Annotated in this window: 28 protein-coding genes; 17 read left to right on the top strand and 11 right to left on the bottom strand. The window is 37.4% G+C overall.

Annotated elements, in window-relative coordinates; translation table 11 throughout:
* Positions 1-121: 121 nt before the first annotated feature.
* The 6 genes from R2R71_RS18810 to R2R71_RS18785 all read left to right on the top strand — a co-directional run bounded on the left by R2R71_RS18810 (position 122) and on the right by R2R71_RS18785 (position 4,796).
* The gene (locus R2R71_RS18810; RefSeq protein WP_316832828.1) at positions 122-538 is read left to right on the top strand and encodes a DUF1801 domain-containing protein; all 417 of its coding nucleotides are present in this window, start codon (positions 122-124) and stop codon (positions 536-538) included.
* Between the two features lie 70 nt (positions 539-608).
* Positions 609-2,693 carry a hypothetical protein gene (locus R2R71_RS18805; RefSeq protein WP_316832827.1) on the top strand — a complete coding sequence of 695 codons (2,085 nt, stop codon included), beginning with the start codon at positions 609-611 and terminating at the stop codon, positions 2,691-2,693.
* A 30-nt stretch (positions 2,694-2,723) separates the two neighbouring features.
* Positions 2,724-3,011 carry a hypothetical protein gene (locus R2R71_RS18800; RefSeq protein ID WP_316832826.1) on the top strand — a complete coding sequence of 96 codons (288 nt, stop codon included), beginning with the start codon at positions 2,724-2,726 and terminating at the stop codon, positions 3,009-3,011.
* Positions 3,012-3,104: 93 nt separating this feature from the next.
* Complete coding sequence (locus tag R2R71_RS18795; RefSeq protein WP_316832918.1) at positions 3,105-3,956, top strand: methylated-DNA--[protein]-cysteine S-methyltransferase; 852 nt, start codon at positions 3,105-3,107, stop codon at positions 3,954-3,956.
* Entirely contained in the window at positions 3,946-4,197 is a 252-nt protein-coding gene (locus R2R71_RS18790; RefSeq protein WP_316832825.1) for an Ada metal-binding domain-containing protein, read from the top strand. The genes R2R71_RS18795 and R2R71_RS18790 overlap by 11 nt, the downstream gene beginning before the upstream one ends.
* Entirely contained in the window at positions 4,173-4,796 is a 624-nt protein-coding gene (locus tag R2R71_RS18785) for an alpha-ketoglutarate-dependent dioxygenase AlkB family protein (protein WP_316832824.1), read from the top strand. The genes R2R71_RS18790 and R2R71_RS18785 overlap by 25 nt, the downstream gene beginning before the upstream one ends.
* Here R2R71_RS18785 and R2R71_RS18780 read toward each other — a convergent pair.
* A complete protein-coding gene (locus R2R71_RS18780) occupies positions 4,786-5,571 on the bottom strand; it encodes a hypothetical protein (protein WP_316832823.1) in 786 nt (261 codons plus the stop codon). The two genes, R2R71_RS18785 and R2R71_RS18780, sit on opposite strands and share 11 nt — an antisense overlap.
* A 145-nt stretch (positions 5,572-5,716) precedes the next feature.
* Between R2R71_RS18780 and R2R71_RS18775 the strand changes: the two genes are divergently transcribed.
* From R2R71_RS18775 to R2R71_RS18750, 6 genes are all read left to right on the top strand, one after another.
* Positions 5,717-6,196, top strand: a complete 480-nt coding sequence (locus tag R2R71_RS18775; protein ID WP_316832822.1) for a response regulator transcription factor — start codon at positions 5,717-5,719, stop codon at positions 6,194-6,196.
* A gap of 120 nt (positions 6,197-6,316) precedes the next feature.
* Positions 6,317-6,832, top strand: a complete 516-nt coding sequence (locus tag R2R71_RS18770; protein WP_316832821.1) for a DUF4199 domain-containing protein — start codon at positions 6,317-6,319, stop codon at positions 6,830-6,832.
* An 87-nt stretch (positions 6,833-6,919) separates the two neighbouring features.
* Positions 6,920-7,363, top strand: coding sequence for a GNAT family N-acetyltransferase (locus tag R2R71_RS18765; RefSeq protein WP_316832820.1), 444 nt, complete (start codon positions 6,920-6,922; stop codon positions 7,361-7,363).
* A 23-nt stretch (positions 7,364-7,386) separates the two neighbouring features.
* The gene (locus R2R71_RS18760) at positions 7,387-7,599 is read left to right on the top strand and encodes an alkylphosphonate utilization protein (protein WP_316832819.1); all 213 of its coding nucleotides are present in this window, start codon (positions 7,387-7,389) and stop codon (positions 7,597-7,599) included.
* 62 nt (positions 7,600-7,661) lie between these two features.
* Positions 7,662-8,060, top strand: a complete 399-nt coding sequence (locus R2R71_RS18755) for an META domain-containing protein (protein WP_316832818.1) — start codon at positions 7,662-7,664, stop codon at positions 8,058-8,060.
* 76 nt (positions 8,061-8,136) lie between these two features.
* Positions 8,137-9,081, top strand: coding sequence for a YihY/virulence factor BrkB family protein (locus R2R71_RS18750; protein WP_316832817.1), 945 nt, complete (start codon positions 8,137-8,139; stop codon positions 9,079-9,081).
* A 41-nt stretch (positions 9,082-9,122) separates the two neighbouring features.
* Here the strand turns inward: R2R71_RS18750 and R2R71_RS18745 are convergent, their stop codons facing one another.
* Positions 9,123-9,713, bottom strand: a complete 591-nt coding sequence (locus tag R2R71_RS18745) for a porin family protein (protein WP_316832816.1) — start codon at positions 9,711-9,713, stop codon at positions 9,123-9,125.
* Positions 9,714-9,728: 15 nt separating this feature from the next.
* Positions 9,729-10,025 carry a hypothetical protein gene (locus tag R2R71_RS18740; RefSeq protein ID WP_316832815.1) on the bottom strand — a complete coding sequence of 99 codons (297 nt, stop codon included), beginning with the start codon at positions 10,023-10,025 and terminating at the stop codon, positions 9,729-9,731.
* Positions 10,026-10,159: 134 nt separating this feature from the next.
* On the opposite strand from R2R71_RS18740, the gene R2R71_RS18735 reads away from it, so the two are divergent.
* A complete protein-coding gene (locus R2R71_RS18735; RefSeq protein WP_316832814.1) occupies positions 10,160-11,308 on the top strand; it encodes a tetratricopeptide repeat protein in 1,149 nt (382 codons plus the stop codon).
* On the opposite strand, the gene R2R71_RS18730 is transcribed toward R2R71_RS18735, so the two are convergent.
* From R2R71_RS18730 to R2R71_RS18710, 5 genes are all read right to left on the bottom strand, one after another.
* A complete protein-coding gene (locus R2R71_RS18730; protein ID WP_316832813.1) occupies positions 11,305-11,766 on the bottom strand; it encodes a DUF4268 domain-containing protein in 462 nt (153 codons plus the stop codon). The genes R2R71_RS18735 and R2R71_RS18730 overlap by 4 nt on opposite strands.
* Positions 11,767-11,801: 35 nt before the next feature.
* Complete coding sequence (locus tag R2R71_RS18725) at positions 11,802-14,450, bottom strand: glycoside hydrolase family 78 protein (RefSeq protein WP_316832812.1); 2,649 nt, start codon at positions 14,448-14,450, stop codon at positions 11,802-11,804.
* A gap of 84 nt (positions 14,451-14,534) precedes the next feature.
* On the bottom strand, positions 14,535-15,122 hold the full coding sequence (locus R2R71_RS18720; protein WP_316832811.1) for a riboflavin synthase: 588 nt from the start codon (positions 15,120-15,122) through the stop codon (positions 14,535-14,537).
* A 10-nt stretch (positions 15,123-15,132) separates the two neighbouring features.
* Positions 15,133-16,626, bottom strand: coding sequence for an acetyl-CoA carboxylase biotin carboxylase subunit (gene accC / locus R2R71_RS18715; protein WP_316832810.1), 1,494 nt, complete (start codon positions 16,624-16,626; stop codon positions 15,133-15,135).
* Between the two features lie 17 nt (positions 16,627-16,643).
* A complete protein-coding gene (locus R2R71_RS18710; RefSeq protein ID WP_316832809.1) occupies positions 16,644-17,666 on the bottom strand; it encodes a GntG family PLP-dependent aldolase in 1,023 nt (340 codons plus the stop codon).
* A gap of 221 nt (positions 17,667-17,887) precedes the next feature.
* On the opposite strand from R2R71_RS18710, the gene R2R71_RS18705 reads away from it, so the two are divergent.
* Complete coding sequence (locus tag R2R71_RS18705) at positions 17,888-18,748, top strand: BadF/BadG/BcrA/BcrD ATPase family protein (protein ID WP_316832808.1); 861 nt, start codon at positions 17,888-17,890, stop codon at positions 18,746-18,748.
* Positions 18,749-18,844: 96 nt separating this feature from the next.
* Here the strand turns inward: R2R71_RS18705 and R2R71_RS18700 are convergent, their stop codons facing one another.
* Entirely contained in the window at positions 18,845-19,534 is a 690-nt protein-coding gene (locus tag R2R71_RS18700; protein ID WP_316832807.1) for an NUDIX hydrolase, read from the bottom strand.
* Between the two features lie 110 nt (positions 19,535-19,644).
* Here R2R71_RS18700 and pfkA point away from each other — a divergent pair, with 110 nt between their 5' ends.
* The 3 genes from pfkA to gap are packed head-to-tail and all read left to right on the top strand — an operon-like array spanning position 19,645 to position 22,487.
* A complete protein-coding gene (pfkA, locus tag R2R71_RS18695; protein ID WP_316832806.1) occupies positions 19,645-20,631 on the top strand; it encodes a 6-phosphofructokinase in 987 nt (328 codons plus the stop codon).
* 5 nt (positions 20,632-20,636) lie between these two features.
* A complete protein-coding gene (locus tag R2R71_RS18690) occupies positions 20,637-21,479 on the top strand; it encodes a hypothetical protein (RefSeq protein WP_316832805.1) in 843 nt (280 codons plus the stop codon).
* A 9-nt stretch (positions 21,480-21,488) separates the two neighbouring features.
* Complete coding sequence (gap, locus tag R2R71_RS18685; protein ID WP_316832804.1) at positions 21,489-22,487, top strand: type I glyceraldehyde-3-phosphate dehydrogenase; 999 nt, start codon at positions 21,489-21,491, stop codon at positions 22,485-22,487.
* A 759-nt stretch (positions 22,488-23,246) separates the two neighbouring features.
* Here the strand turns inward: gap and R2R71_RS18680 are convergent.
* Both R2R71_RS18680 and R2R71_RS18675 read right to left on the bottom strand, forming a co-directional pair.
* Positions 23,247-23,702, bottom strand: coding sequence for a JAB domain-containing protein (locus tag R2R71_RS18680; protein ID WP_316832803.1), 456 nt, complete (start codon positions 23,700-23,702; stop codon positions 23,247-23,249).
* 293 nt (positions 23,703-23,995) lie between these two features.
* Positions 23,996-24,775: a hypothetical protein gene (locus tag R2R71_RS18675; protein ID WP_316832802.1), complete on the bottom strand. Its 780-nt coding sequence runs from the start codon at positions 24,773-24,775 to the stop codon at positions 23,996-23,998.
* Positions 24,776-24,964 lie beyond the last annotated feature (189 nt).

Below are 24,964 nucleotides of genomic sequence, written 5' to 3'. Positions count from 1 at the left end.
CAAGCTAGGTCTTGTCTCAAACGGCATTTTTTAAAACCTAAACAGCCCTTTTTTAGCATGATTTTCTATTATAGCTTTGCTTATCAGATAAAAAATGATTTGAATCCTTAACAAATCCATAATGGCAAAAGTCGAAAAATCATCGCCGACAGAACAAGTCTCAGCGCTTATCCAAAAACTCGAAACCAAACAAGGGGAAATCGTCGAATTGATCAGACGGCTCATTCTCAATACAGATAAAGAAGTTGCAGAACAGGTAAAATGGAATAGCCCTAGTTTCTACTACACGGGAAAGATAAAATCATTTGATCCGAAAGAATATAAGCGGGATATTGTTGTTTTGAACCTTCACAAAGGAAAAATCTTGCTTGTGTTTCCAACCGGTGCAACGATAAATGATACGACAGGATTGCTGGAAGGCGATTATAAGGATGGGCGTAGATTGATAACTTTAACAAGCATGGAAGATGTTCGATCAAAAGGCAAGTTGTTACAACAGATAATTCAGGATTGGCTAAGCCTGGTTGAAAGAGAATAAGAGGTTCAACTTCCACCTTGATATTTCCACATAATCGGGTTTATATTTTTTTATTATTTTTATAAAACCTATGAAAAAATTATTCCTTATTATCATCTTAATGATAAGTGCAAATGCGTTCGCACAACAATCATTAATCGATCTTTCGGGTTTCAAAAAAAACGGAGCCATTGTAACTCAAAACAAAAAAGTAATCACCATTAGCTGGCCAGCAGGAAAACAAGGTACTGCCCGCATGCTGTTGGATATGGATCAAAAAAATCCACTATTCAAAAGTATACAGCTTACTAAAGGAAAAAACTTCAGCGAAATTATGTCGGGCTTAGACCCCGCATTTGTACTCACCGTTGGCAAACGTACCCTTAGCCCATCGAGCGGCGGTTGGGATGTTTTCTTCGACCGCGTACCACGGAAACCCTATGCTTCTTACCTGGTGGACATCAAAAAACAAAAAGCAAGGGTGAGTACAAAAGGGCAGCGTACAACCATTAGCATAAACGATGCTACAGCTGACCGTTTTAAGGGAACTATTGAAATTACCTTTTATAATGGTAGTCCGCTATTTAACGTTGCAGCGGTATTGGCAACCGAGGTTGATTCTACAGCGATTTTATATGATGCCGGCCTGGTAAACAAGAAATCGTTATGGAAATCCATGGCATGGTCTGATGTATCGGAAAAGATGCATTTCTCCAAACCCACGACAACGGATACCAGCAGGAATTTAGAAGTTAAATATCGGGCAATTGTTGGTGAAAACACAGGTGGAAGTCTGGCGCTTTTCCCTGCACCACACCAATATTTCTATCCACTTGATGAAGCATTTAACTTAAAGTTTACCTGGTATGGAAATAGCTTTCATAAATTGATACCAGGCTTCGGGATGGGTATCAGGCAAGATCCATTAGGCGATAAGCGCTATGTACCTTGGTTTAATGCACCGCCAAAAACACATCAGCGGCTTAACTTCTTTTGCTTAATCAATACCGAAGGCGCAACAAAAGCGCTTGAAGAAGTAAAAAAATTAACACATAATGATTCTTACAAACCCCTGAAAGGTTATAAAACATTAGCCACACACTTTCACAATGAATTTATATCTGATGTAGCCCTTTCAGGAAAACCGATACCCGAAAAACCTGAATTTGTTGATGTATTAAAAAAGCATGGGATAAACATTGTAAAACTAGCCGAATTCCACGGACCAGGACACCCAAAAGGGCCTGAACAAGAGCGATTAAAAGAGCTTAAATCATTGTTTGAACAAACCAAACGGCTTTCTGACCGAAACTTTTTGCTACTTCCGGGTGAAGAGGCCAATAATTTTTACGGCGGACACTGGCTTGCATTTTTCCCTAAACCAGTTTACTGGATCATGTCGCGGAAGGCCGATGAAAAATTCTTAACAGAAGATCCAACCTTGGGGAAAGTTTATCGTGTAGGTGATAAGGAAGAAATGTTAAAATTGCTTGAGCTTGAAAATGGCCTCGCCTGGACCGCACATGCCCGTACAAAAGGTTCAACAGGTTACCCTGATATTTATAAAGATGAGGCATTTTATAAATCGCCCACCTTTTTAGGCGCCGCCTGGAAAGCCATACCGGCTGATTTATCCATCGCCACATTAAGCCAGCGTGTATTAAAGCTTTATGATGACATGGCAAACTGGGGACTAAAAAAGAATGTTTTGGCAGAATCAGACATTTTTACCGTTACCCATCAGAATGAAATGTATGCGCACTTAAATGTAAACTATCTGGCTTTAGATACCGTTCCTGCTTATGATAAAGGATGGAAACCTGTACTAGATGTACTTAAAAAGGGTAAGTTTTTTGTTTCGACGGGTGAAGTGCTTATCCCGCAGTTCAGCATCAATAATAAAACTGCAGGTGAAAGCCTTAAACTTGATAAAACAGGAAATGCAACCTTAAAATTCCAGCTGGACTGGACTTTTCCCATGAATTATGCAGAAGTTGTATCAGGTGATGGAAAGAACACATTCCGGGAGCGCATTGATCTTAACAATACAAAAGCCTTTAACCAGCAAATTATTACACAAAAAATAAATCTGAGTGGGCGTAAATGGGTAAGGCTTGAGGCCTGGGATATTGCTGCGAATGGCGGCTTTACGCAAATGATTTGGATTGAACAATAATTGAACAGGCAAAATTAATATATTCAGGCCATGAAAAGTTTAGCAGCATTTAAAGCCTCCTTAAAAGATAACAAGCCCGATCCTTCATTATCCGTTCAGCTACTGGCGCTTTGGTACGATGGTAAAGGCAACTGGCATGAAGCGCATAAGCAGGTTGACGAATTAAACGACATTTCATCTGCGCATGTACATGCTTATCTTCATCGCAAAGAAGGCGATAACTGGAATGCCGATTATTGGTACCGGAAAGCAAACCAAAGCCGGCCGAAAACAACACTAGACGAAGAGTGGGAAAACCTGGTTATACAATTCCTGTAAAAAAGGAAGTCTTAAATTTAGTGAGCTAACTCAGCAAGTTTCGGGTGGTTTGAAGCCGAAAACCAAACTACTTTTGTGTATAAATATAATATGATGAAAGTACAGGATGAGATTAACTTCAACCGGATTGCCGAAGCGATAAATTATATCCGGTTAAATTTTAAAAAACAGCCGGGGCTTGAAGAAATTGCTGAAAAGGTAAATTTAAGTCCTTTCCATTTTCAGCGGCTATTTACCGAATGGGCTGGTACAAGTCCGAAACGTTTTTTACAATACACCAGTATTACCTATGCGAAGCAATTGCTTAAAGAAAATCAAAGTGTATTTGATACGGCAATGGAAACAGGCCTTTCCGGATCGAGCAGGCTACACGATTTGTTTATCAATATTGAAGGGATGACACCTGGCGAATATAAAAATGGTGGTGAAAACTTAAAGATCAATTATAGCTTTGCACAAAGTCCGTTTGGCAACATTATAGTCGCATCAACACCAAAAGGCATTTGCCACCTTTCCTTTTATGAGGACGAAGATGAAGCAATAACTAATCTGAAGCTTCAGTTTCCGGCAGCAAACTTCAAACAGATTACAGATTTAGAGCAGCAAAATGCCCTGTTTATTTTCAATCACGACTGGAGCAAACTGCCACAGTTAAAACTCCACCTCAAGGGAACGGATTTTCAGCTAAAGGTTTGGGAAAGCCTGCTTAAAATCCCCATGGGAAAATTATCTACCTACGGAGCCATTGCTCAAAAGCTTCAAAACCCCAATGCTTCCAGAGCAGTTGGAACGGCTATTGGCGATAATCCTGTAGCTTTTTTAATCCCTTGTCACCGGGTTATTCAATCGAGTGGTGCCCTTGGAGGTTATCATTGGGGTTTAGACAGAAAGGCAGCAATGATTGGTTGGGAAGCTTCAAAAACAAACCACAGCAATGGTGATTAATCATTGGGAAATAACTTCGGCTTCGGTTAAAATTCAAATAAAAAATAAGGAAATTTGTTTCGCAGGCAACAGAAAGTTAAAGATTTATGGCTTACTCAACTGTAAATCGGGTAAACGTATGAAACGTGAAAACAGGGTGTTTTTCAAGAGCGAAAAAGAAGCATTGAAAAATGGTTTTCGCCCCTGCGGGCATTGTTTAAAAGGGAAATATCAGGAATGGATTTGTTCAGTACATCAATAGATAAAAATCAAAACCTTTTGCCATATGGTGGCCGGGTAAATTATTTTGGAAAACTATTCACAACTGTTGAGGCCGACGATTATTTCGAGGAGTTATGGCATCATATCGACTGGAAAAACGATGAGGCTTTTATTATGGGCAAACACATCATTACCAAAAGAAAAGTTGCCTGGTATGGCGATGAAAATTACTCTTATACCTACTCAAGAGCCTCGAAAACCGCATTACCCTGGACACCTGCGCTTCTGAGGCTAAAAAAAATTGCAGAAGAAAAAACAGGCACAACCTTTAATTCCTGCCTGCTTAATTTGTACCACAATGGTGATGAAGGCATGGCTTACCACAGCGATGATGAGAAAGCACTGGCGAAAGATTCGGCCATTGCATCGATGAGTTTTGGCGCCGAAAGAAAATTCCTCTTTAAGCATAAACAAACGAAGGCCACCATTAGCACCTTTTTAGAACATGGAAGCTTGCTGGTTATGGCCGATGCTACCCAGACCAACTGGTTGCATCGCTTACCGCCCACCAAAAAAACAAAAAGGCCAAGAATAAACCTGACCTTTAGAACAATGGTTAATAAACCACTTATTTTTTAAACTCGCTGATATCAACAATTTTATTATTATCGGTTTTTACAAGTTTATAATTTCCTTTTACATTTTTTTCGAAATGATAGTTTTGCTGAACATTAGAAGCTACTGAGGCAGGATTAAGCGTGGCTGCAGATGCGGCCAGGTTTTCTGCTTCGCCAGTAACATAATTTACCTGATAAAGTGAAGTGGGTGTAGCAAAAACAAGTGTTTTCTTATCTGGTGAATTAAACAGAAATTTTCCCTGAATTCTTTCTGCCTCATTCTGGCGTTTAACAGGATAAACCTTACCATTGATTAGGGTGATAATATAATCGTTGTTTATTAAAACGGTACTAAGACTTAATTCTTCAGGCCCAACGGTAATTTTGCTATCGTTAGCGCCATTTGATGGCCTTGCTAAAGAAATCACTTCAGGCTGCTCATTTTTAAGCGAAACAATATAAAATGGAGACCCTTTGCCGGTACTGTCTAAAACCTGAACCAGTGCCGCTGTTTTTTGGCTGTTTAAAAATCTGGGCTGATAGAATTTGTTTGCCAATGGCTTTGAACCATCCTGAACCAAAATAGCGGTGTCCCTGAATTTCAACACAAATAAATCGCCGTCTTTACGGCTTGAATCAACTTTAGAAATTTTTAAGGCATTCCCCTTTTCTTTAGGGAATTCGTTAAAACTTTCGTCGGTGGCTAATGCTCTTGGCGTATATGCCTTTTCTAATTTCCCCTGTTTACAAGAAAATAATGCGACGGATAAAAAAAGTGCTAATAATGCTGGTTTCATAAAGAGATGTATTTTTTATCAGCTAATTTATCATCTTTTATTTACGTTTTTATAACTGAAATTGTATTTATGTTGTTAAATATCACTTTCTTTAAAAACGAAAGCGACATTAAATTTTCGCTATTTTTGATAAGGAGAAATACTAATGCCATTTAAACCAAACTTAATTGCTAGAAACAGGAATATCATTCTTTATGGTATTTCGCTGGCTATACTTTTATTTTTATTAAAATGGCTGGAGTTAAGGTTCATCATTATGAGCCATGCTTTTGAAGTTTATGCAGGGATAATCGCCTTGTTATTTACTGGTCTTGGTATCTGGCTGGCACTGAAATTAACCAAACCGAAAGTCAACACAGTTCTTATTGAAAAAGAAATTTATGTAAATAAACCAGAAGATTTCATTTTGAATCAACAGGAACTGGAAAAACTAAATTTAAGCAAACGTGAAATAGAAGTGCTCGGGTTAATGTCGGGTGGCTTGAGTAACCAGGAAATAGCAGATCATTTATTCGTATCACTTAACACGGTTAAAACACATATTTCCAGACTTTTCGAAAAGATGGAAGTTAAGCGGAGAACGCAGGCAGTTGAGATGGCGAAAAGGCTAAGCCTCATTAAATAAATCATAATACTTTAGTATGAAAAGGGTAGTTATTTCAAAAATCACCCGAAAGTATGACCATCGAAAAAGATTTTAGCAGCAATTTCAGGCCATTAAAAAATTAATCAAAATTATTTAAAGATGAAAAAAATTGTAATTGTATTCGGCCTGATTGCCGGTTTGATTGTGTCGGCATTAATGCTTCTTTCAATAACAAACTGCTACAACAGTTCAGATTTTGAGGGCAGTATGCTCATTGGGTATGCATCTATGTTGCTTGCCTTTTCTTTTATTTTTGTTGGCGTAAAAAGCTACCGTGATAAACATTCAGGAGGATTCATTTCATTTGGAAAAGCATTTAGGATTGGGCTTTACATATGTTTAATTGCTTCAACAATGTACGTGATTGCCTGGCTGATTGAGTATTACCTTTTTGTTCCTGATTTTATGGATAAATATACTGCTCATGCATTGGCAGAGGCGGGTAAGAAAGGGCTTTCTGCGCCTGAAATGGCTGAAAAAGCTAAAGAGATGGAGGCTTATAAAGAAATGTATAAGAATCCCTTATTAATTATCTTGTTCACTTATATGGAAATTCTTCCAGTTGGATTGGTTGTTTCACTAATTTGCGCTATAATATTTAAAAGAAAAGCATGAAGGTTTTCGTTGAAACGCAAAGGCTGATATTAAGAGAAATTATACCTGAAGATGTTCATAACATGTTTGAGATGGATGCTGACCCTGATGTTCACCTTTATTTGGGGGAATAACCCTTTTAAAACTGAGGCAGAAAGTGCGGCAAATATTGCATTCATCCGTGCTCAATATATTAACAACGGGATTGGTAGATGGGCCGTAATCGAAAAGTTAACAGGTAACTTTGTTGGTTGGGCTGGTTTAAAACTGATGCTTGAAACTCATAATGGCCATACTAATTATTATGATCTTGGCTATCGGTTTATTCAATGCCATTGGGGTAAAGGTTATGCTACCGAAGCTGCAAAAGCTGTTCTGGATTATGGCTTCAGGGTAATGGGGCTTAACGAAATCATCGGCATCGCTGATATTGACAATACCTCATCTATAAAAGTTCTCGAAAAAGCAGGCTTGATAAAATCAGGGCTTTTCGATTATAATGGGAAAGTCCACTATTGGATGAGCATTGAAAAATCTGATTTTAAATTCTAATTTCGCCTGCTAAAACCAATACAATGGAAACAAAAGACAGTAATGGCAACATTTTAAATGATGGCGATGCGGTAAGTGTAATCAAGACTTTAAAAGTTAAGGGTATGGCGGCCGATATTAAGCAAGGTACAACAGTGAAAAACATTCGTTTAACGGAGGATCCAAAGGCTATTGAAGGCAAAGTTAATGGTACAATCATCGTTTTGAAAACAGAATTTTTGAAGAAAAAGAACTAAGAAGGCTTTAATACAATGATTTATTGGATTGGTTTTTGAGGGAAATATTAAAATCATTACCTATGAAAAATCTAATTATCTGCAGCGTTTTATTATGCTTATTAAGCTCATGCCTCGAAAAACTAGACCCTGAAAAATTAAAAGGTTCAAAGTGGGAATTAACACAACTTGTTGGAAAAACACTTCCGGCTTCAGCGAAAGCGACTATGGTTTTTAACGACAGCTTAAATGTTAGTGGAAAATCGTTCTGTAACAGTTATGGAGGGAAAGTGGAAATAAACGAGAACAAGGTAGCACTGAAAAATATCTTCGGAACCAGAATGTTTTGCCAGGAAACTGCTTCAGAAGAAACTGCCTATTTAAATGCATTAAATGAAACTGATCATGCAAAAATTGAAGGTGACAAGCTTTTTCTGCTTAAAGGAGAACAAACACTTTTGATTTTTAAAAAGGTAGATTAGTAATATTAACATTTACACTTAAGCCCGAACAAACTATTTTTAGTATTTTCGGGCTTTTTAGTTTAAAAACGGAGGAATGCCATCACTGATAAAAGAAGATTTAAAGTTTTTTTTCGCTACTTTGAGAAAGGCATTCAACCTATTTCAGAAAAATGATCCTTTACGACTTGCTGGCGCTACAGCATTCTTCACCAATTTTGCCCTTCCCCCCATCCTTATTATCTTAATCCGGTTATTTGGTTTATTTACCGACAGGCGTTTGTTGGTTACACATATTTTCCAAAGGTTAAACAATATTCTTGATGATGAGAGCATTGCTCAAATCAGGCTAACCTTAAGAAATATCAGGGGTATTAATCAGGAATGGTATATTACGCTGTTCAGTTTTATATTTTTCCTTTTTGTGGCTACAACGCTTTTCAACGTAATTAAAAATTCGCTGGAACAAATCTGGAATATTGGCTTACAGGAGAAAAAAGGAATTGTTAATACTTTAAAATCGAGGGCTATTTCAGTTACCATTATCCTTCTTGCCGGAATTCTATTTTTAATCGGCCTTTTGGCTGATAGCGTCCAGGCAATTATCGGTTCTTTCCTTAAAACCAATTCCCCTTCCTTCGAATTGATCGCCACATCGGTTATTAACCAGGCTGTATTTGTGTTAATTGTAACCGCCTGGTTTACCATACTTTTCAGGTTTTTAACCAATGGAAGGCCCACCTGGCGTGCGGCAATTTCAGGCGGCTTGTTAACAGGTTGTCTTTTTACCGCTGGTAAATATATTTTAAGGATTTTATTGCCATTAAGCAACATCAGCAACATTTACGGCTCGGCAGGATCAATTATCGTCATTATGCTTTTCGTATTTTATTCTTCGTTAATATTTTACTTTGGCGCATCCTTTATTAAAGCTTTAAGTGTAGGCAGGGAAACACCAATTATCCCTAAAAACGGTGCGTATGCTTATGAGCTTACCGCGATTGAAAATGAAATCAACACAAAAAAAGAAAAGGACAAATGAATTTAATCCAATTTGCCCTTTCCCTAAAGTGATTAAGAATTTTATAAAAATCTGTAACCTAAACCAATTGTAAACAGGTTCAGTTTTGTTGGCGGGTAACCGTCTTTGTTCAGTTTAGATAAACCAAGTTCATATCTGGCATCGATGCTAAGTTTTTTAATATCAAGCCCTGCACCGAATTGCCATGCAACAGCCTGATCTTTAAAATTACCGCTGAATACATTTCCTGTAGCTTGTCCAAAGCTTTGTTTATCATCTAAAATCAATGAAAACATCGGCCCGGTATTAATGCGTAAACCTACACCTGCTGCACCAAACTTTGTACCAACCAATAATGGCACATCAAGACTTGTAAAACTCACCTTATTCACCTGTCCGGTTGCATCGCTTACCAGATTTGCCTTTTTACCGGAAATATAAAGCTCTGGCTGAAAAAAGATTCCCGCTCCACCTAATCTCGCCCATAATCCACCATAAAAACCGGTTCTGTTATCACTGCTAAACGTGTTTTCAGTATCGAATTTCGAAAGGTTAACACCAGCCTTTAATCCCATTTGGAATGAAGGTAAAACCTGTGCACTTGCACAGAAGCCTACAAATAAGCAGGCCAGGGAGAGATAGAGAGATTTCATAAATTATAAATGATTTTAATTTGTTGCATTATTAATTGCCTCTTGTTCTTTGAGCGCATCTACATTGTTTTTATCGCCGAAGTTTTGGGTCTTATCCGCAAAGTAATCTAAAATACCTGAGATTGTATCTAAGTTATCTGCAAGATTTTGATGAATATCTGGTAAATCTTTTTCCAGGCGTTTATCACTTAACTCAATGTTATCGACTTCAATTTTTGAAATTTTCTGAATAAGTGCCTGCTGAGAATTCTGTAAATCTTCCAATTCACGCACAATCTTTTCCATTAATTCGAACTTCTTTAAAGTATTCATAGGTTCTTATTTTAATTATTAAACAATCAGATAATAAACCCGCTCATGTCGTTTTTGTTTTTATTTCCAGAATCTTTAACAACAAATTTGGATTTCTCAAAAACAACTAATAATTTAGTTAAAAACTAATGAATATGAAAAAGCTGCACTTATTCCCCTTGTTTTTCTTATTTTCCATAACTGTTTATGGTCAAAATCCGGCATCACTAGACAAAGAAAAACTTTTCGATTTTTACCAGACACAGCGTTACGCTGATGCAGCAAATTATTTAAAGGAAGTATATGGCAATGATGTTGAAGAGGTTAAAATCCTTACGCAAATTGGTTATTGCTATTTAATGGCGGGCAATTATCCGTTATCAGAACAATATTATCTCAAATCTTACAAACAGCAACCACAACACCTGCCAACACTTTTTAGTTTGGCCAGCATAAATGCCAGGCGTGGCAATCAGGAAAAGGCAAAACTTTATTATGGTGAAATCGTAAAAATCGACAGCAATAATTTTAATGTTTATAAGCTATTGGCCAACATGTACACCTCGAAAGATTCCCTGAAACTTGTATACCTATTGAAAGCAAGCAAACTTAATCCACTGGAGGGAGATGTAGCTTACGACTTATCGGAAGTTTATGGCACGCGGCAGGAACAGCAAAAAGCCTATAAAGTATTAAATATCGCCATCGCTGCCGATACCGGGAATATCATTTTAAAAAAAGCGATACTTCCATACGCTAATTTTTTAAAAAAGTATGATGAAGTAATCACATCAGGCGAACAGATTTTAGCTGTAGATCAAGATGCTTTAGTAATTAAAGATGTAGCCAAAGCCTATTATTTCACCAAAAAGTACCAGAAAGCAATTGATAAATATAAGCTGTTTGAAGAAATGGGCTTATCTAATGAAGGTACACTTTATTATACCTCACTTTGTTACCGGGCACTGAAAAATTATCCTTTGGCTGCCAGTTATACAAAAAAAACGATTCAGGAAGCAATTTCTCCGAACACATCAGACTACTATGCCCTACTCGGATTAATTTATCAGGAAACTAATAAAATTGATATGGCCAATTCAGCATTAAAAAAAGGATTGGAATATAAAGCTTCGCCAGTAATCCTTTATCGCCTTGCTATTCTTTATGACACCAAATATAATAAGCCTAAACAGGCCGAAAAATATTATAAGCTTTACCTGAAAAGTAAACCAAATCCCGAAAGTGATAAAGATGAAATTGAATATGTAAAAACCCGCATGGAACAGTTAAAAACTGCTGACTAACTTAAATCTTCAAAAACGGGTTTAACATTATCCCAGAACTCATCCAGGGCGATGATTCTTGGTTTAAAGAAAGAGATCAGCTGTGGCCAATGCTGCTGATTATAGATATTTACATTTTCAAGCGTAATGGTTATCTGGCTTACCGTTTTACCCAAATCATCAGTTGCGTTTTCTATCCAGTCCCATGTTTCACCCGTGGTATTGGTTAACATTAACTTAAATTCCTCAAACTGATTAAATATCAATTCTCTGATACCTGGATCAGGATGAACCAATTGTATAGCGATACTTGCTTTTTTATTATCCACATCCATTTTAAAATAAATGTGCTTAACACCTGTTTTATAATTAATCCAGTTTACCGTACTGCCACTCGCTGAAGGAACAGGTTTCATATATTGCCCAAAACTAATCCAGAATTGTTGGCGTAAACGTGCTGCTTCTTCTCTACTATACATAAATTTCCTTTGCTAAGAAGCTGCAAAATTAATTTTTAGTATTTAGATTCAAAATGATAATTACCAGAACCTACTTCTTCTTTTTTAGTTGTATTAGGTAAAATAATAGTTGCGGTGGTATTCGCGGGAATGGTTACATCGAGTTTAAAAATACCATCTTTAATTATCCATGCCGATTTAACGCTACCATAAACGGTTTCCAGTTCTCCACTGGCACTGGTTAAATTTCCTCCGGGAGTTGGCTTAATCAAAATATGCTTATATCCCGGATTTTCTGCTACAGGATTTATACCTGCAATATTTTTATACATCCAGTCGCCAATTGCCCCATAAGCATAGTGGTTAAAAGAATTCATATCTGGTGTTTGGAAAGTTCCATCTTGCTTAAGTCCGTCCCAACGTTCCCATATGGTGGTTGCCCCCATTTTAACAGGATAAAGCCATGAAGGATAGCTTTCCTGCATTAACAAATTGTAGGCAACATCCTCATGGCCAAACCTACTCAATACATGACATAGGTAAGGTGTTCCCAGAAAACCTGTGGTAAGGTGATTGCCATAGCTTTTAACATTCTGAACCAGACGCTCTGCAGCTTGCGGACGAAGATTTTCAGGAAGCATATCAAATTGCAAGGCCAAAACATAAGCCGTTTGCGTATTGGAAACGAGCTTTCCGGCGGGAGTCATGTTTTCGTTTACATAAGCCGTTTTTATTTTTTCAAGCAACTGGCCATAATAAGCGGCATCATCGTTCTTACCCAAAACCTTAGCTGCATTAATTAGTAACTGGGTGGAATGTGCATAGAACGTTTGGGCAATCATATATTTATCGGTAACTGCCGCACGACCATCATTATCATCATTTGGACGATAGAAAAGCCAGTCGCCAAAATGCGAGCCACTATTCCATAAATTATTTTTGGCTACCGATGATACATAATCTACCCATTTTTTCATGCTGGGATACTGCGCTTCTAAAATTCCATTATCCCCATAGGCAACATACATATCCCATGGAATTATGGTAGCCACGTCTGCCCATCCTGCAGAGCCGGCATCACCTGGGTTTAATACGTTCGGAATAACATATGGAACACTTCCGTTTGCCAACTGGTCGGCGCTCACGTCTTTCATCCATTTTGTAAAAAATGCTGAAACATCCATGTTATAGGCCGCTGTGTTTGCGAAGGCCTGTGCGTCGCCGGTCCAGCCTAAACGTTCATCACGCTGTGGACAATCAGTCGGCACATCAACAAAATTTCCCTTCTGTCCCCATTGAATATTATGTTGTAATTGGTTCAACAATGGATTTGATGAAGTAAATTTCCCGGTAGTTTTCATATCCGAGTAGAGCGCCACGGCCTTTAAATCATCTAATTTTAACTCACCGGGATAACCTTCAACTTTCACATACCTAAAGCCTTGAAAGGTAAAATGAGGTTCAAAAGTTTCCTCACCTTTACCAGCAAGAATATAATTGTTTTGCTGTTTAGCAGTCCGGAGGTTAGTGGTATAAAAATTACCTGCCTTATCTAAAACTTCGGCATGGCTCAGTGTGATGTTTGTTCCCGCAGCACCTTTGGCTTTAAGTATCACCCAACCAACCAGATTTTGTCCAAAGTCGACAACGGTTTCACCTGCTGGTGTTTTAAATATTTTCAGTGCTTTAAATTCTTCATGTTTACTTACCGGTGGACCACTCATACCTACCAGTTTTTCAGTTCCTTTATCGAGTATACGAACAGTATTCCATGAAGCCGATGCCGCAAAACCTATTCTGTCCCATCCCGGGATTTCAAGCCTTGCATCGTAGGTTTCACCATCATAAATATCAGCTGAAACAATCGGGCCATTTGCGGTTTCCCAGGTGTTGTCGCTATTTATAACTTCTTTTGTTCCATCGGTATATTCAATTTCAAGTTGCATTAGAAATGCCCTCATATCGCCATAAAACTGACTCCGGTTACTGAAGCCAATCCTGCCTTTATACCAACCGTTAGCTAAAACTACACCTATTGCATTGTTTCCTTGTTTCAGGTTTTTGGTAATATCATAAACCTGATATTGAATATGATTTTTATAACTTGTCCATCCAGGTGCAAAATAATGATTACCTATTTTAGCGCCATTTAAATGAGCCTCATACAAACCTTTTGCCGTGATATAAATCATTGCAGATCGTACTACTTTTTTCAGGCTGATTTCCTTGCGAAAATAAGGACTGGAAGGTAGAGAGTCCTTTCCCGAAACGGTGATCCACTGGGCAGACCAATCTTCCGGTTTTAGTCCTGTTTGAAAATACTGAACTGCAGACCAGACAGAGGTATTACCATGATTATCTTTGACCCTTACCTGCCAATAGTATTTAGTTTTGGAAGATAAAGTACTACCATCATAGGCTAACAATACGGAAGTTTCGCTTTTCTTATCAGCTTTCCAGATGGTATTCCTGGTCAAGTCTGCCTGGCTACCCAATCTGATTTCAAAGTGAGTTTGCTTTGTATTTTTCTCTGCAGAAACAATTTTCCAACTAAAGCGAGGCTTCGGCTGATCAATACTTAAAGGATTGGTAAGGTTTTCTACAGTTAGATCTGTAACTGAAAGCTTTTGAGCGAAAAGTTGTGATACTGTTGAAAATAGCATAATAATTACGAGGCCAGCGGCTTTATTGAGTAAATATTTCATATAGGGAAAAATATTCTTTACCCTATATTATCCAATATTCCTCAGCTAACTGTCCTGTACTGTCCTGCTTAAAGCTCCAGCGAATTATTTACTACCCATTAAACGGGCAACATATTTGCCAATAATATCAAATTCAAGATTTACCGTATCGCCAACCTGAACTTCCTGAAGGTTAGTATGTTCAAAAGTGTAAGGTATAATGAAAACAGAAAATTCATCGGCAGTTGAGTTTACTACAGTAAGACTAATACCGTTAACACATGCAGAACCTTTCTCTACAGTAACATTACCTGAAGATACATCGTATTTAAAACGATATTCCCAGCTTCCATCCAGTTCTTCACGTTTTATACAAACCGCAGTCTGGTCCACATGGCCTTGAACAATATGCCCATCCAGCCGTGCATTCATCTGCATACAACGCTCGAGGTTTATTTTACTGCCAACTTTTAAATTACCAAGACTTGTTTTTCGTAATGTTTCATCAATGGCCGTTACGGTATGTGAGCCATCATTTAAAGCAACAACGGTTAAGCAAACACCATTGTGCGCCACACTCTGGTCTATTTTTAATTCATGGCTTATTGATGAAGCTATGGTAAAATGAATATTTGTATGTTCGGTTTTAATGGCCGTTACTTCGCCAAGGGTTTCAATTATTCCGGTAAACATTTTTTAAAAATTAAAATTTCAATCGGTTTTTTCGCCAGCCCGAAGTATTTGCCAAAGTTTTTTTTCCTTCAAGCGCCCCTTCACTTTTTTGAAATAACCTCGAAGCAATTACTGCAGCTATCAATGCTTCGGTTTCATCTTCCGCTTTTAAACTTTCAGAATTAAAATATTTCCCCACAAAATGGGTATCAAAATTTCCGGTTTTAAAAGCATCATGCCGCATTACAAATTTACCAAATCCTAAAGTGGTTTCTATCCCGGTAATCTCATATTCTTCAATTGCCCTTACCATTCGCTCAATTGCTTCTTCCCTATTTTTACCATAGGTGATGAGTTTAGCAATCATTGGATCGTAATAAATAGGGATTTCCATGCCCTGTTCAAAGCCATCATCAACCCTCACACCATTTCCTTTTGGCGTTTTATAGGTTTGTAGAGTACCAATATCAGGCAGGAAATTATTATTAGGATCTTCGGCGTAAACCCTCAATTCAACTGCATGGCCGCTTATCTTCAAGTCTTCCTGGGTAAAACTTAATTTTTCGCCGGCAGCAACTTTAATTTGTTCTTTTACCAGATCGACACCGGTGATAAGTTCGGTTACCGGATGCTCTACCTGCAAACGGGTATTCATTTCAAGAAAGAAAAAATCCAGGTTTTCATCAAGGATAAATTCGACAGTTCCGGCACCAACGTAATTTACAGAACGGGCTACATCAACAGCGCATTTCCCCATACGCTCCCTGATTTCTTCGGTTAACACTGCAGATGGTGCTTCCTCCACTACTTTCTGATGGCGCCTTTGCACAGAACATTCTCGTTCAAACAGATGGACGATATTACCATGCGTATCACCCAAAACCTGAATTTCGATATGCCTTGGCGAGGTTACATAGCGTTCAATAAAAACTGCTCCATCACCAAAGGCAGAAGTGGCTTCACTTACCGCGAGTTGCATTTGTTCTTCAAAATCCTCCGCTTTTTCAACAATCCGCATCCCCTTCCCTCCGCCACCGGCAGCTGCCTTTATTAAAATTGGAAAGCCAACTTCTATTGCCCTATGCTTTGCTTCATTCACATCCTGAATTGCCTCCTCGGTTCCGGGAACCATTGGAATATTATATTTTAAAGCAGCAGCCTTTGCAGAAAGTTTATTCCCCATGGTTTCCATAGCCTCAGGTGATGGACCAATTAGAATCAAACCAGCCGATGCCACCATTTGAGCAAAACCAGCATTTTCAGACAAAAATCCGTAGCCGGGATGAATGGCTTGTGCACCTGTCTTTTTACAGGCATCGATTATTTTTTCCCCGACGAGGTAACTTTGATTAGATGGTGCAGGGCCGATAAAAACCGCCTCATCCGCATAGCGTACATGTAAGGCATCGCGATCGGCTTCAGAGAAAACCGCGACCGTTTTTATCCCCATTTCTTTTGCTGAGCGCATTATTCGCAAAGCTATTTCTCCACGGTTGGCAATTAAAATTTTTGAAATTTCTGGCATCTGGTTAGGCTATTGTGCTACAAATTTAATATTATTTCAATAGCCTCATCAATCATAGAAGGGCTTAAATCGAGGTGTGTAACTAAACGTACGGTACTTGCACTTGTTGTATTGCAAAGTAAACCTTTTTCGCTAAGCTGATGAACTATTTTATTTGCCATTCCCGGGGCAACTTCGAAGATTACAATATTCGTTTCAACCGGCATTACCGATTTAACATAGCTTGCCGATGATAATGCTTCAGCCAGTTTTTTCGCATGGAAGTGGTCATCCTTCAACCGATCTACATGATTATCCAATGCATAAATGCCAGCAGCTGCCAGAAAACCTGCTTGCCGCATTCCTCCGCCAAAGGCTTTTCTTATTTTACGTGCCTTATGAATAGTTGACTTGCTCCCTAACAAAACAGAACCAACCGGCGCACCCAAACCTTTGGATAAGCAAACAGAAATACCATCAAAATACTGACCATAATCATGGGCCTTATCTCCGGTAGCAATTAGTGCGTTAAAAATCCGTGCTCCATCCAAATGTAGTTTCAAGCCCTTAATGTTACACAGATGATGTATTGGCGCAATATCGCTCAGTTTATAGCAACTGCCACCACCTTTGTTTACCGTGTTTTCGAGCACCACAAGGCTGGAATTTGGATAATGAATATTGTCTTCATTAATTTCGGGTTCTATTAACTCTGGCGTTAAAATTCCCCTATCACCGTGCAGCAATCTTACAGAAGCAGCTGAGTGAAATGCAATCCCACCAATTTCATAACGGTAAACATGTGCCGTTTGGTCACAGATCACCTCATCCATAGGCTGCGTGAAACATTTAATAGCAATCTGGTTAGTCATTGTTCCCGAAGGGCAAAACAATCCCGCTTCCATATTAAACATTCCGGCAAGTTTTGTCTCCAGTTCATGCACAGTTTCATCTTCACCAAAAACATCATCGCCTACTTTTGCACGCATCATGGCATCAAGCATTCCGGCAGTTGGCTTGGTTACGGTATCACTCCTGAAGTCTAAAATTCTGTTATTCATTTCTATAAAAATTGTAAAAAATATCTGATGGTAAAAAAATAAGACCAATGCCTTATTTGGTATAATTTTAAGGTTTTTAGGCCGATTAAACAGCTTATATAGTGTATTTTTTACACACTTAAATTTCAACAACAATAAATTGTTAAAAAATTATTAAAAAAAAAGATACAAAATATAAGAGTTTTTATACTTTTATCGTGCTAAAACCAAAAATAAATAAAATGATAGTAATTGCAGACGGTGGATCAACCAAAACAAATTGGTGTTTGATTAACGAGGCCGGCAGAAAAATTTACTTTAATACCGAAGGTTACAATCCTTATTTCTCAAAGGGGGAATACATTGTACAGTCTTTAAATGAAACTCTTCCGGACCACTTAGAAAGAGAAAAGCTGACAGCAGTTTATTACTATGGTGCAGGTTGCTCTACACCGGCAAACAAAAAAATTGTTGCCGATGCCATGCAACAGGTATTCACCAATGCAGAAATTTTTGTCGGTCATGATTTACTTGCCTCATGCAGGGCGCTTTTAGGTAACGAACCAGGGTTTGCGGCCATTTTGGGCACAGGAACAAACTCTTGCCTTTATGATGGAAACGACATTACCTTAAACATTGATTCACTTGGTTATTTCCTTGGTGATGAAGGAAGCGGCTCGTACATTGGTAAACGCATCCTTAGCGATTACATGAAAGGTTACATGCCAAAAGGCTTAAGAGAAGCTTTTTATGATAACTATGCTTTAACCAACGAAGATATTTTTGATAACATTTACAACAAACCTTTGCCGAACCGTTTCTGCGCAAGTTTTAGTAAATTCTTATACGATTTTAAAGATAGCTACGAGGATTATACCTATAAAACCATCGATTATGCGTTCACGGCATTTTTCGAAGCTTTAGTAATCCACTATCCAAACTACAAAGACCACAAATTAAATTGTGTTGGTTCTGTAGGTTACAGTTTCCGCGACATTTTAAGCATTGTTGCCGACCGTTACGAAATGGGTGTTGGCAAAATCATTCGTTCGCCTATAGATGATTTGGTACACTACCACTTAGAATTATCTCCTAAAGGGTAAAATCATAATCGGTTTACGCCGATCAAATTAATTAGTAGACAAAAAACCCGGTTTGAAAATTTCAAACCGGGTTTTTTGGTATTTCAGGTATCTTAATTAGAAAGAAATTTCCTTACCAAACAGCTTGGCATATTTCCTTTTATCGAACTTATACAAAGTTGCTGCTCTGTACGACACGCCTTTTTGTTTCTCATCGAGTTCTTTTAAAACACCGAAGCTTACAATTTTCTTCCTAAAATTTCTTTTGTCCAGTTTTTTACCCAATACCAGCTCATACACATGCTGTAATTGTGTTAAGGTAAATTTCTCTGGCAATAGTTCAAAGGCAATAGGCTGATGTTTAATCCTGCGCTTTATTTTCTCTAAACCTTTATCGTAAATTTTCTGGTGGTCGAAAGCTAGTTTAGGCAAAGCAGTTATCGGCAACCAGTTGGCTTGTTTTGCGTAAGTACTAATCGGGCGCAAGTCTTTATCTCCGCCCAAACGAATCAAAGCATAGTAGGCTAGCGTTATTACCCTACCCTGAGGGTGTCTTCCCGGATCGCCGAAGGCATAATATTGCTCCATATAAATTCCCCGTAAACCGGTTAATTCATACAAAATACGGGCAGCAGATTGATCTAAACTTTCGTCGGCACCTACAATGTTACCTGGTAGTGCCCACCAGTCTTTATATGGTTCTTCATTCCTTTCGATAAGTAAGATTTTTAATTCCTTACCATCAAATCCAAACAGCACACAGTCAATGGAGAAAACGGAATCTAAATGAGGTAGAATTTGTTCCAATGTAAAATTTAGTTATTTTAAGCGTTAAAGGTATGACTTTCAATATTAAGTAAAAAAAATAAAATAAATTACTTAGTGTAGAAAATACACACTATATTCGTACTACGAAGATGAAACCAAATATTAAAAATATAGCTGTACTAACTTCAGGGGGCGATGCTCCGGGAATGAATGCTGCCATCAGAGCAGTGGTTCGTACAGGAATTTACCATGGCATCAACATGTTTGGTGTTATGCAAGGTTACCAGGGTTTAATCACCAACAACATAAAACCAATGGACGCCCGCTCTGTAAGCAACATTTTACATTTGGGCGGCACGATATTAAAAACTGCCCGTTGTTTAGAGTTCAAAACCGATGAGGGACAAGAGATTGCCTACAATAATTTAAAAGCAAATGATATCGATGCCTTAGTGGTTATTGGTGGTGATGGAACTTTTACCGGAGCTAAACGTTTTGGCGAAAAATATGGCGTTAAAGTTATTGGTATACCTGGAACGATAGATAATGATTTAAGCGGATCGGATTTTACTTTAGGATACGATACGGCTATTAATACGGTGATAGAAGCGATTGATAAAATAAGGGATACTGCAGATGCGCATGACAGATTGTTCTTTATTGAAGTAATGGGCCGCGATTCGGGTTGTATTGCCTTAAGAAGTTCAATAGCCAGCGGTGCCGAAGCGGTTTTATTACCAGAAGTAGAAACCAGTGTTGATGATTTAATTAGCAAGCTCGCTTTAGGTGCAGCAACAAAAAAATCATCTAGCATTGTTATCGTTGCAGAGGGTCATAAGCAAGGCGGGGCTTACGATATTGCCAAGCGAGTTAAGGAAACTTTTGATCATTATGATGCCAAAGTTACCATACTTGGCCACCTGCAAAGAGGAGGAAGCCCGAGCAGTTTCGACCGGATACTAGGCAGCAGATTAGGTTTTGCAGCAGTAAATGCACTAATTGCAGGAGAAAGTGCCCAAATGGTTGGTTTAAGAGGAAACGATATCCGCTTAACCAGTATTGAGGAAGCTTTATCTACACATACTTTTAAACTTGAAGATGATTTAATGGAGATGACGGAAGTTTTATCCATATAAATATAATGATAGCAGTTGTTTATAGCGGTTCGAGAACGGCATTTTGGAAACTTACTCAAAATGGGCAAGTGATTGCGCACTGCAACACTTCAGGTATAAATCCTTGCTTCGTTGATGCTAAAACTATTCTTCAAATTTTAAATAAAAAGGTAGTTTTGGTAAACCATGCAGAAAGTATTAAGAAAATCTACTTTTTTGCAGCTGGTGCTTCATCTGCAGAAAGAAAAGAAGAACTTGCAAAAACCTTGTCATCTTTTTTTAAATACAGCAAGGTTATTGTAGAAAATGATTTATTTGGCGCAGCGAAAGCGGCTTGTTATAACAAACCTGGCATTGTGGCCATGTTGGGCAGCGGTTCTAATTGTGCTTACTTTGACGGAAAAAAGCCACAGGCTAATAACTTTGGATTAGGTTATATTTTAGGGGATGAAGGTTCGGCTAACTACCTTGGTAAAACATTACTGAAGAGTTACCTTAACAAAAAATTACCTAAAGAGCTTGAAACAAAATTTAACAGGGCTTATAACCTGGATAGGTCGCAGATTTTTGAAAGAATTTATAATAAGCCACAGGCAAATATTTTTTTGAGTTCTTTCCTTGATTTTTTTATCCAGAACAATAAACATGGTTATATCATCAGAATGATTGATGACGGTTTCGAAAAACATTTTCAAAATTGCATTTTACCAATGATAGAAAAGCACCCGGGAAAAGATTTACATTTTGTGGGTACAGTGGCAGCCGAATTTGAAGACAGACTAATACATACGGCAGAAAAATACGATCTAACAATAAAAAGCATTATAAAAGAACCAATACTTAATTTATTAAAACATTACATTAATTAACAAAAAACAATGAGCAAAATTGGAATAAACGGCTTTGGCCGTATCGGCAGACTGGTTTTCAGAGCTGCTTTAAAAAGAGGTTTAGATATTGTAGCAATTAACGACTTAATCGAGCCGGATTACATGGCTTATATGTTAAAATACGATACCACTCACGGCAGGTTTGATGGCACAATTGAAGTTGTTGATGGAAATTTAGTAGTAAATGGTAAAACTATCCGTGTAACTGCTGAGCGTAACCCGGCTGACTTGAAATGGGATGCTGTTGGTGTTGAAGTGGTTATCGAATCAACAGGTTTATTTTTAACACGTGCTGATGCTGAAAAACACATCGCTGCAGGTGCTAAAAAGGTAGTTTTCTCTGCTCCTGCAAAAGATGGCGACATCCCTACTTATGTAATGGGTGTTAACCACCACAAATTAACTGCAGATCAGACTATCGTTTCTAACGCTTCATGTACCACTAACTGTTTAGCACCAATTGCTAAAGTTTTAAACGATAACTTCGGTATTGTTGAAGGTTTAATGAGTACAATTCACGCGGTAACTGCAACACAAAAAACTGTTGATGGTCCTTCAGCTAAAGACTGGAGAGGCGGCCGTGGTGGTTTCTCAAACATCATCCCTTCATCTACCGGTGCAGCTAAAGCAGTAGGTTTAGTTTTACCTGAGTTGAAAGGTAAATTAACTGGTATGTCTTTCCGTGTTCCTGTTGCTGACGTTTCAGTAGTTGATTTAACAGCACGTTTAGAAAAACCAGCTACTTATGAGCAAATCAAAGCAGCTATGAAAGCAGCTTCTGAAGGTGAATTAAAAGGTGTTTTAGCTTATACTGAAGATGAAGTTGTTTCTTCTGACTTTATTGGTGACGATCACGCTTCAATTTTTGATGCTAAAGCTGGCATTTCTTTGAATGATAACTTCGTTAAGGTTGTATCTTGGTACGACAATGAGTGGGGTTACTCTTCAGCATTAGCTAAATTTGTTGAATATTACGCTAGCTTATAAGCTTAAAGCAACATATAATTACAGAAAAGACTCCGAATTCGGGGTCTTTTTTATTTAAAAACCTTTTTTACTTATAAATACACAATTCATTTTAACATTCTTTAACAATTTAAGCAAAACATTAAATCGAAAAATCCGTTTTACCCTAGTCATCATCTTAAAAGACATCCAATAATCAAAGTAAATTTTGATTTTGAACAAAATGATGATACAATTTGAATACATCATACCAAAATTTGATAATATTTAACAATTGCTTAACATGTTTTTGAAGTATATTTGCAGTACTGTCATTTTAAACCACGATATCTTCTTAAAAAAGAACAACAACTAAAAAATGACAAAAAAAATACTTAAAAAAATGTTAGTGTATTTTTTACACTAAGAAAAATTTTTCTATATTTGTAGAGTAATAAACGGAAAGATGTTTATTCACATAAAAAAGATAAATCATTCTTTTGAAAAACCTGAGGTTTAGATAAAGAATTAAAGACAAAGCCTGGCTCATAACAGGTTTATATTTGGTTAGAAAAAAAGGAGACGCTTGGATGAGGTCTCCTTTTTATTTTCAAAGCCATTTATTACTGTAAATCAACACTTTAAGAACAAAAAGAGAGATGAAACTAGTTAACACACTTGTTTACATTTATTTTATTAGATAACTAATATACGCATTTGAGGCACTTTTCAATACAGGGATTAAGGAACTCATCCCTATCTCATCCCCAGAAAATCACGCATCTCTGTAAGATAAACTTACTATATCATGTCCTCATCAGCAAAGCTGTAGTAGCTCGACTCACCTATTATGAGGTGGTCCCATACATTAATTTCAAGCAGTTTACCGCACTCCACAAGTTTCTTCGTGATCTTAATATCCTGTTCATTTGGCAACAATGAGCCACTTGGATGGTTATGGCAGAGTATCAGTCCACTCGCATTACCTTGTAAAGCAATAGAGAATATTACCTTAGGATCTACGTAAGTACCACTCACCCCACCCATCGATATGTCGGCAATGCCTAGAACTCTATTGCTCCTATTGAACAGCACGACCTTGAACTCTTCGAGGAAGTTTATCCTTCCCATATCCCAATGCTGTTTTAAAAGGCAATACGTTTGTTGAGCTGAGTTCACCTTTGGACGTTCATTAATGTCGTAGTCTGGTTTGTAGCTTACTTGTACTTCGGCTACTTGGAATTGTTCTTGTACCATAGTTGTATTTTTTAATTATGGAACTGAACAAAACTTTCAACTCAACTAAGTCAAGAAGCAACGGAATAAATAGGTTGTGTAGTGGCTACAAGAGCGTTTATGCCGGAATTTCTTGAAACGTGTTGAGGGGACAAGTTTAAATTGGTGTAATAGTAAAATAGATTACATATCCTTACCTCACAATATCCACTTTTCAACACTATTTCTTTATTCAAGGGGCAAATTTGAATTTTGGATATTTTGTATTGATACCGAATGCTTACCCTATTTTAAACATTTGGCTATCCTGCAAGTTAGTCACTTTTTTTTCTTTTTAATTGCAGCTTGTCGTAATCAAAATATTCTTTGGTCTGTTGATTTACAATTAATATGATATTTTGAAGTTCTTCTAAACTGTTTTCATTGTCATTAATCGTAAGTAAATCTTCATTTAATACGCTTTGATTTGAAAGAAGACTTTGTTCTACTTTCAAGCCAATCCAAAGGTTGTCTTTAATTTCTCTTTTAATTGACTTTGTATTTCCAAATCTATCATGGAATGATGAAATTCCAACATAACTTTCGTAAATTAATATCAGTCCGTAGATTTTATTAAGTTCTTCTTTAGATAATTCTTTACCATGCTCTAATGTTTTTTCTGTAATATTTTGTAAATCGATGGTTGAAATAATCTGCCTCAACTGATAAGAAAAATGGCAAAGTTTCTGAATATTCATGAGCAACATAAAAATTATTCGTGGTTGGATTGTGTTTTTATGTTCTTGAAAATCAGATTTAATTTTCTTTATATAGTCATTAATGTAAAAGAATTCTTTTTTCGGCTCATTTTTAACGCTTGGTTCAACATATTCAAGTTTTTCAGTAGTAATTAGATTTAAAATTAAACCAATTTGTTTTTTTAAATAATATTGGAAATTTCTTTTAGTTCTGTATTCTTCATAACGTTTTTGAGCAAAGGGAATTATTACCGCTGCGAATAGAGATAAAACAGCAACTAGTAAAACCCAAGGTTCCCAATCAATTTTATCGGAATTTTCTATAATTTTTATTGGTATAATTTCTGGGGTTTTCATATTGTGGTTTAAGATTGTCTATAACTCTTAAATATATACAAAAAGTTACCCTTAATAAAGATAGAGGAAACTATTACTTTTACAAGGGCTGGGCTATCTGTCTAATTAAATTATCAAATGCCCTAGGCGACTAGCCCAAGGCATTACTTTAAATCTACCATCATCAGCCCAGCTATGATAATTGCGGTT

Source organism: Pedobacter aquatilis (genome assembly GCF_032678405.1).
Classification (GTDB): domain Bacteria; phylum Bacteroidota; class Bacteroidia; order Sphingobacteriales; family Sphingobacteriaceae; genus Pedobacter; species Pedobacter aquatilis_A.
The sequence above is the reverse complement of the archived record's forward strand: the minus strand, read 5'-3'. Positions and strand labels throughout refer to the sequence as shown.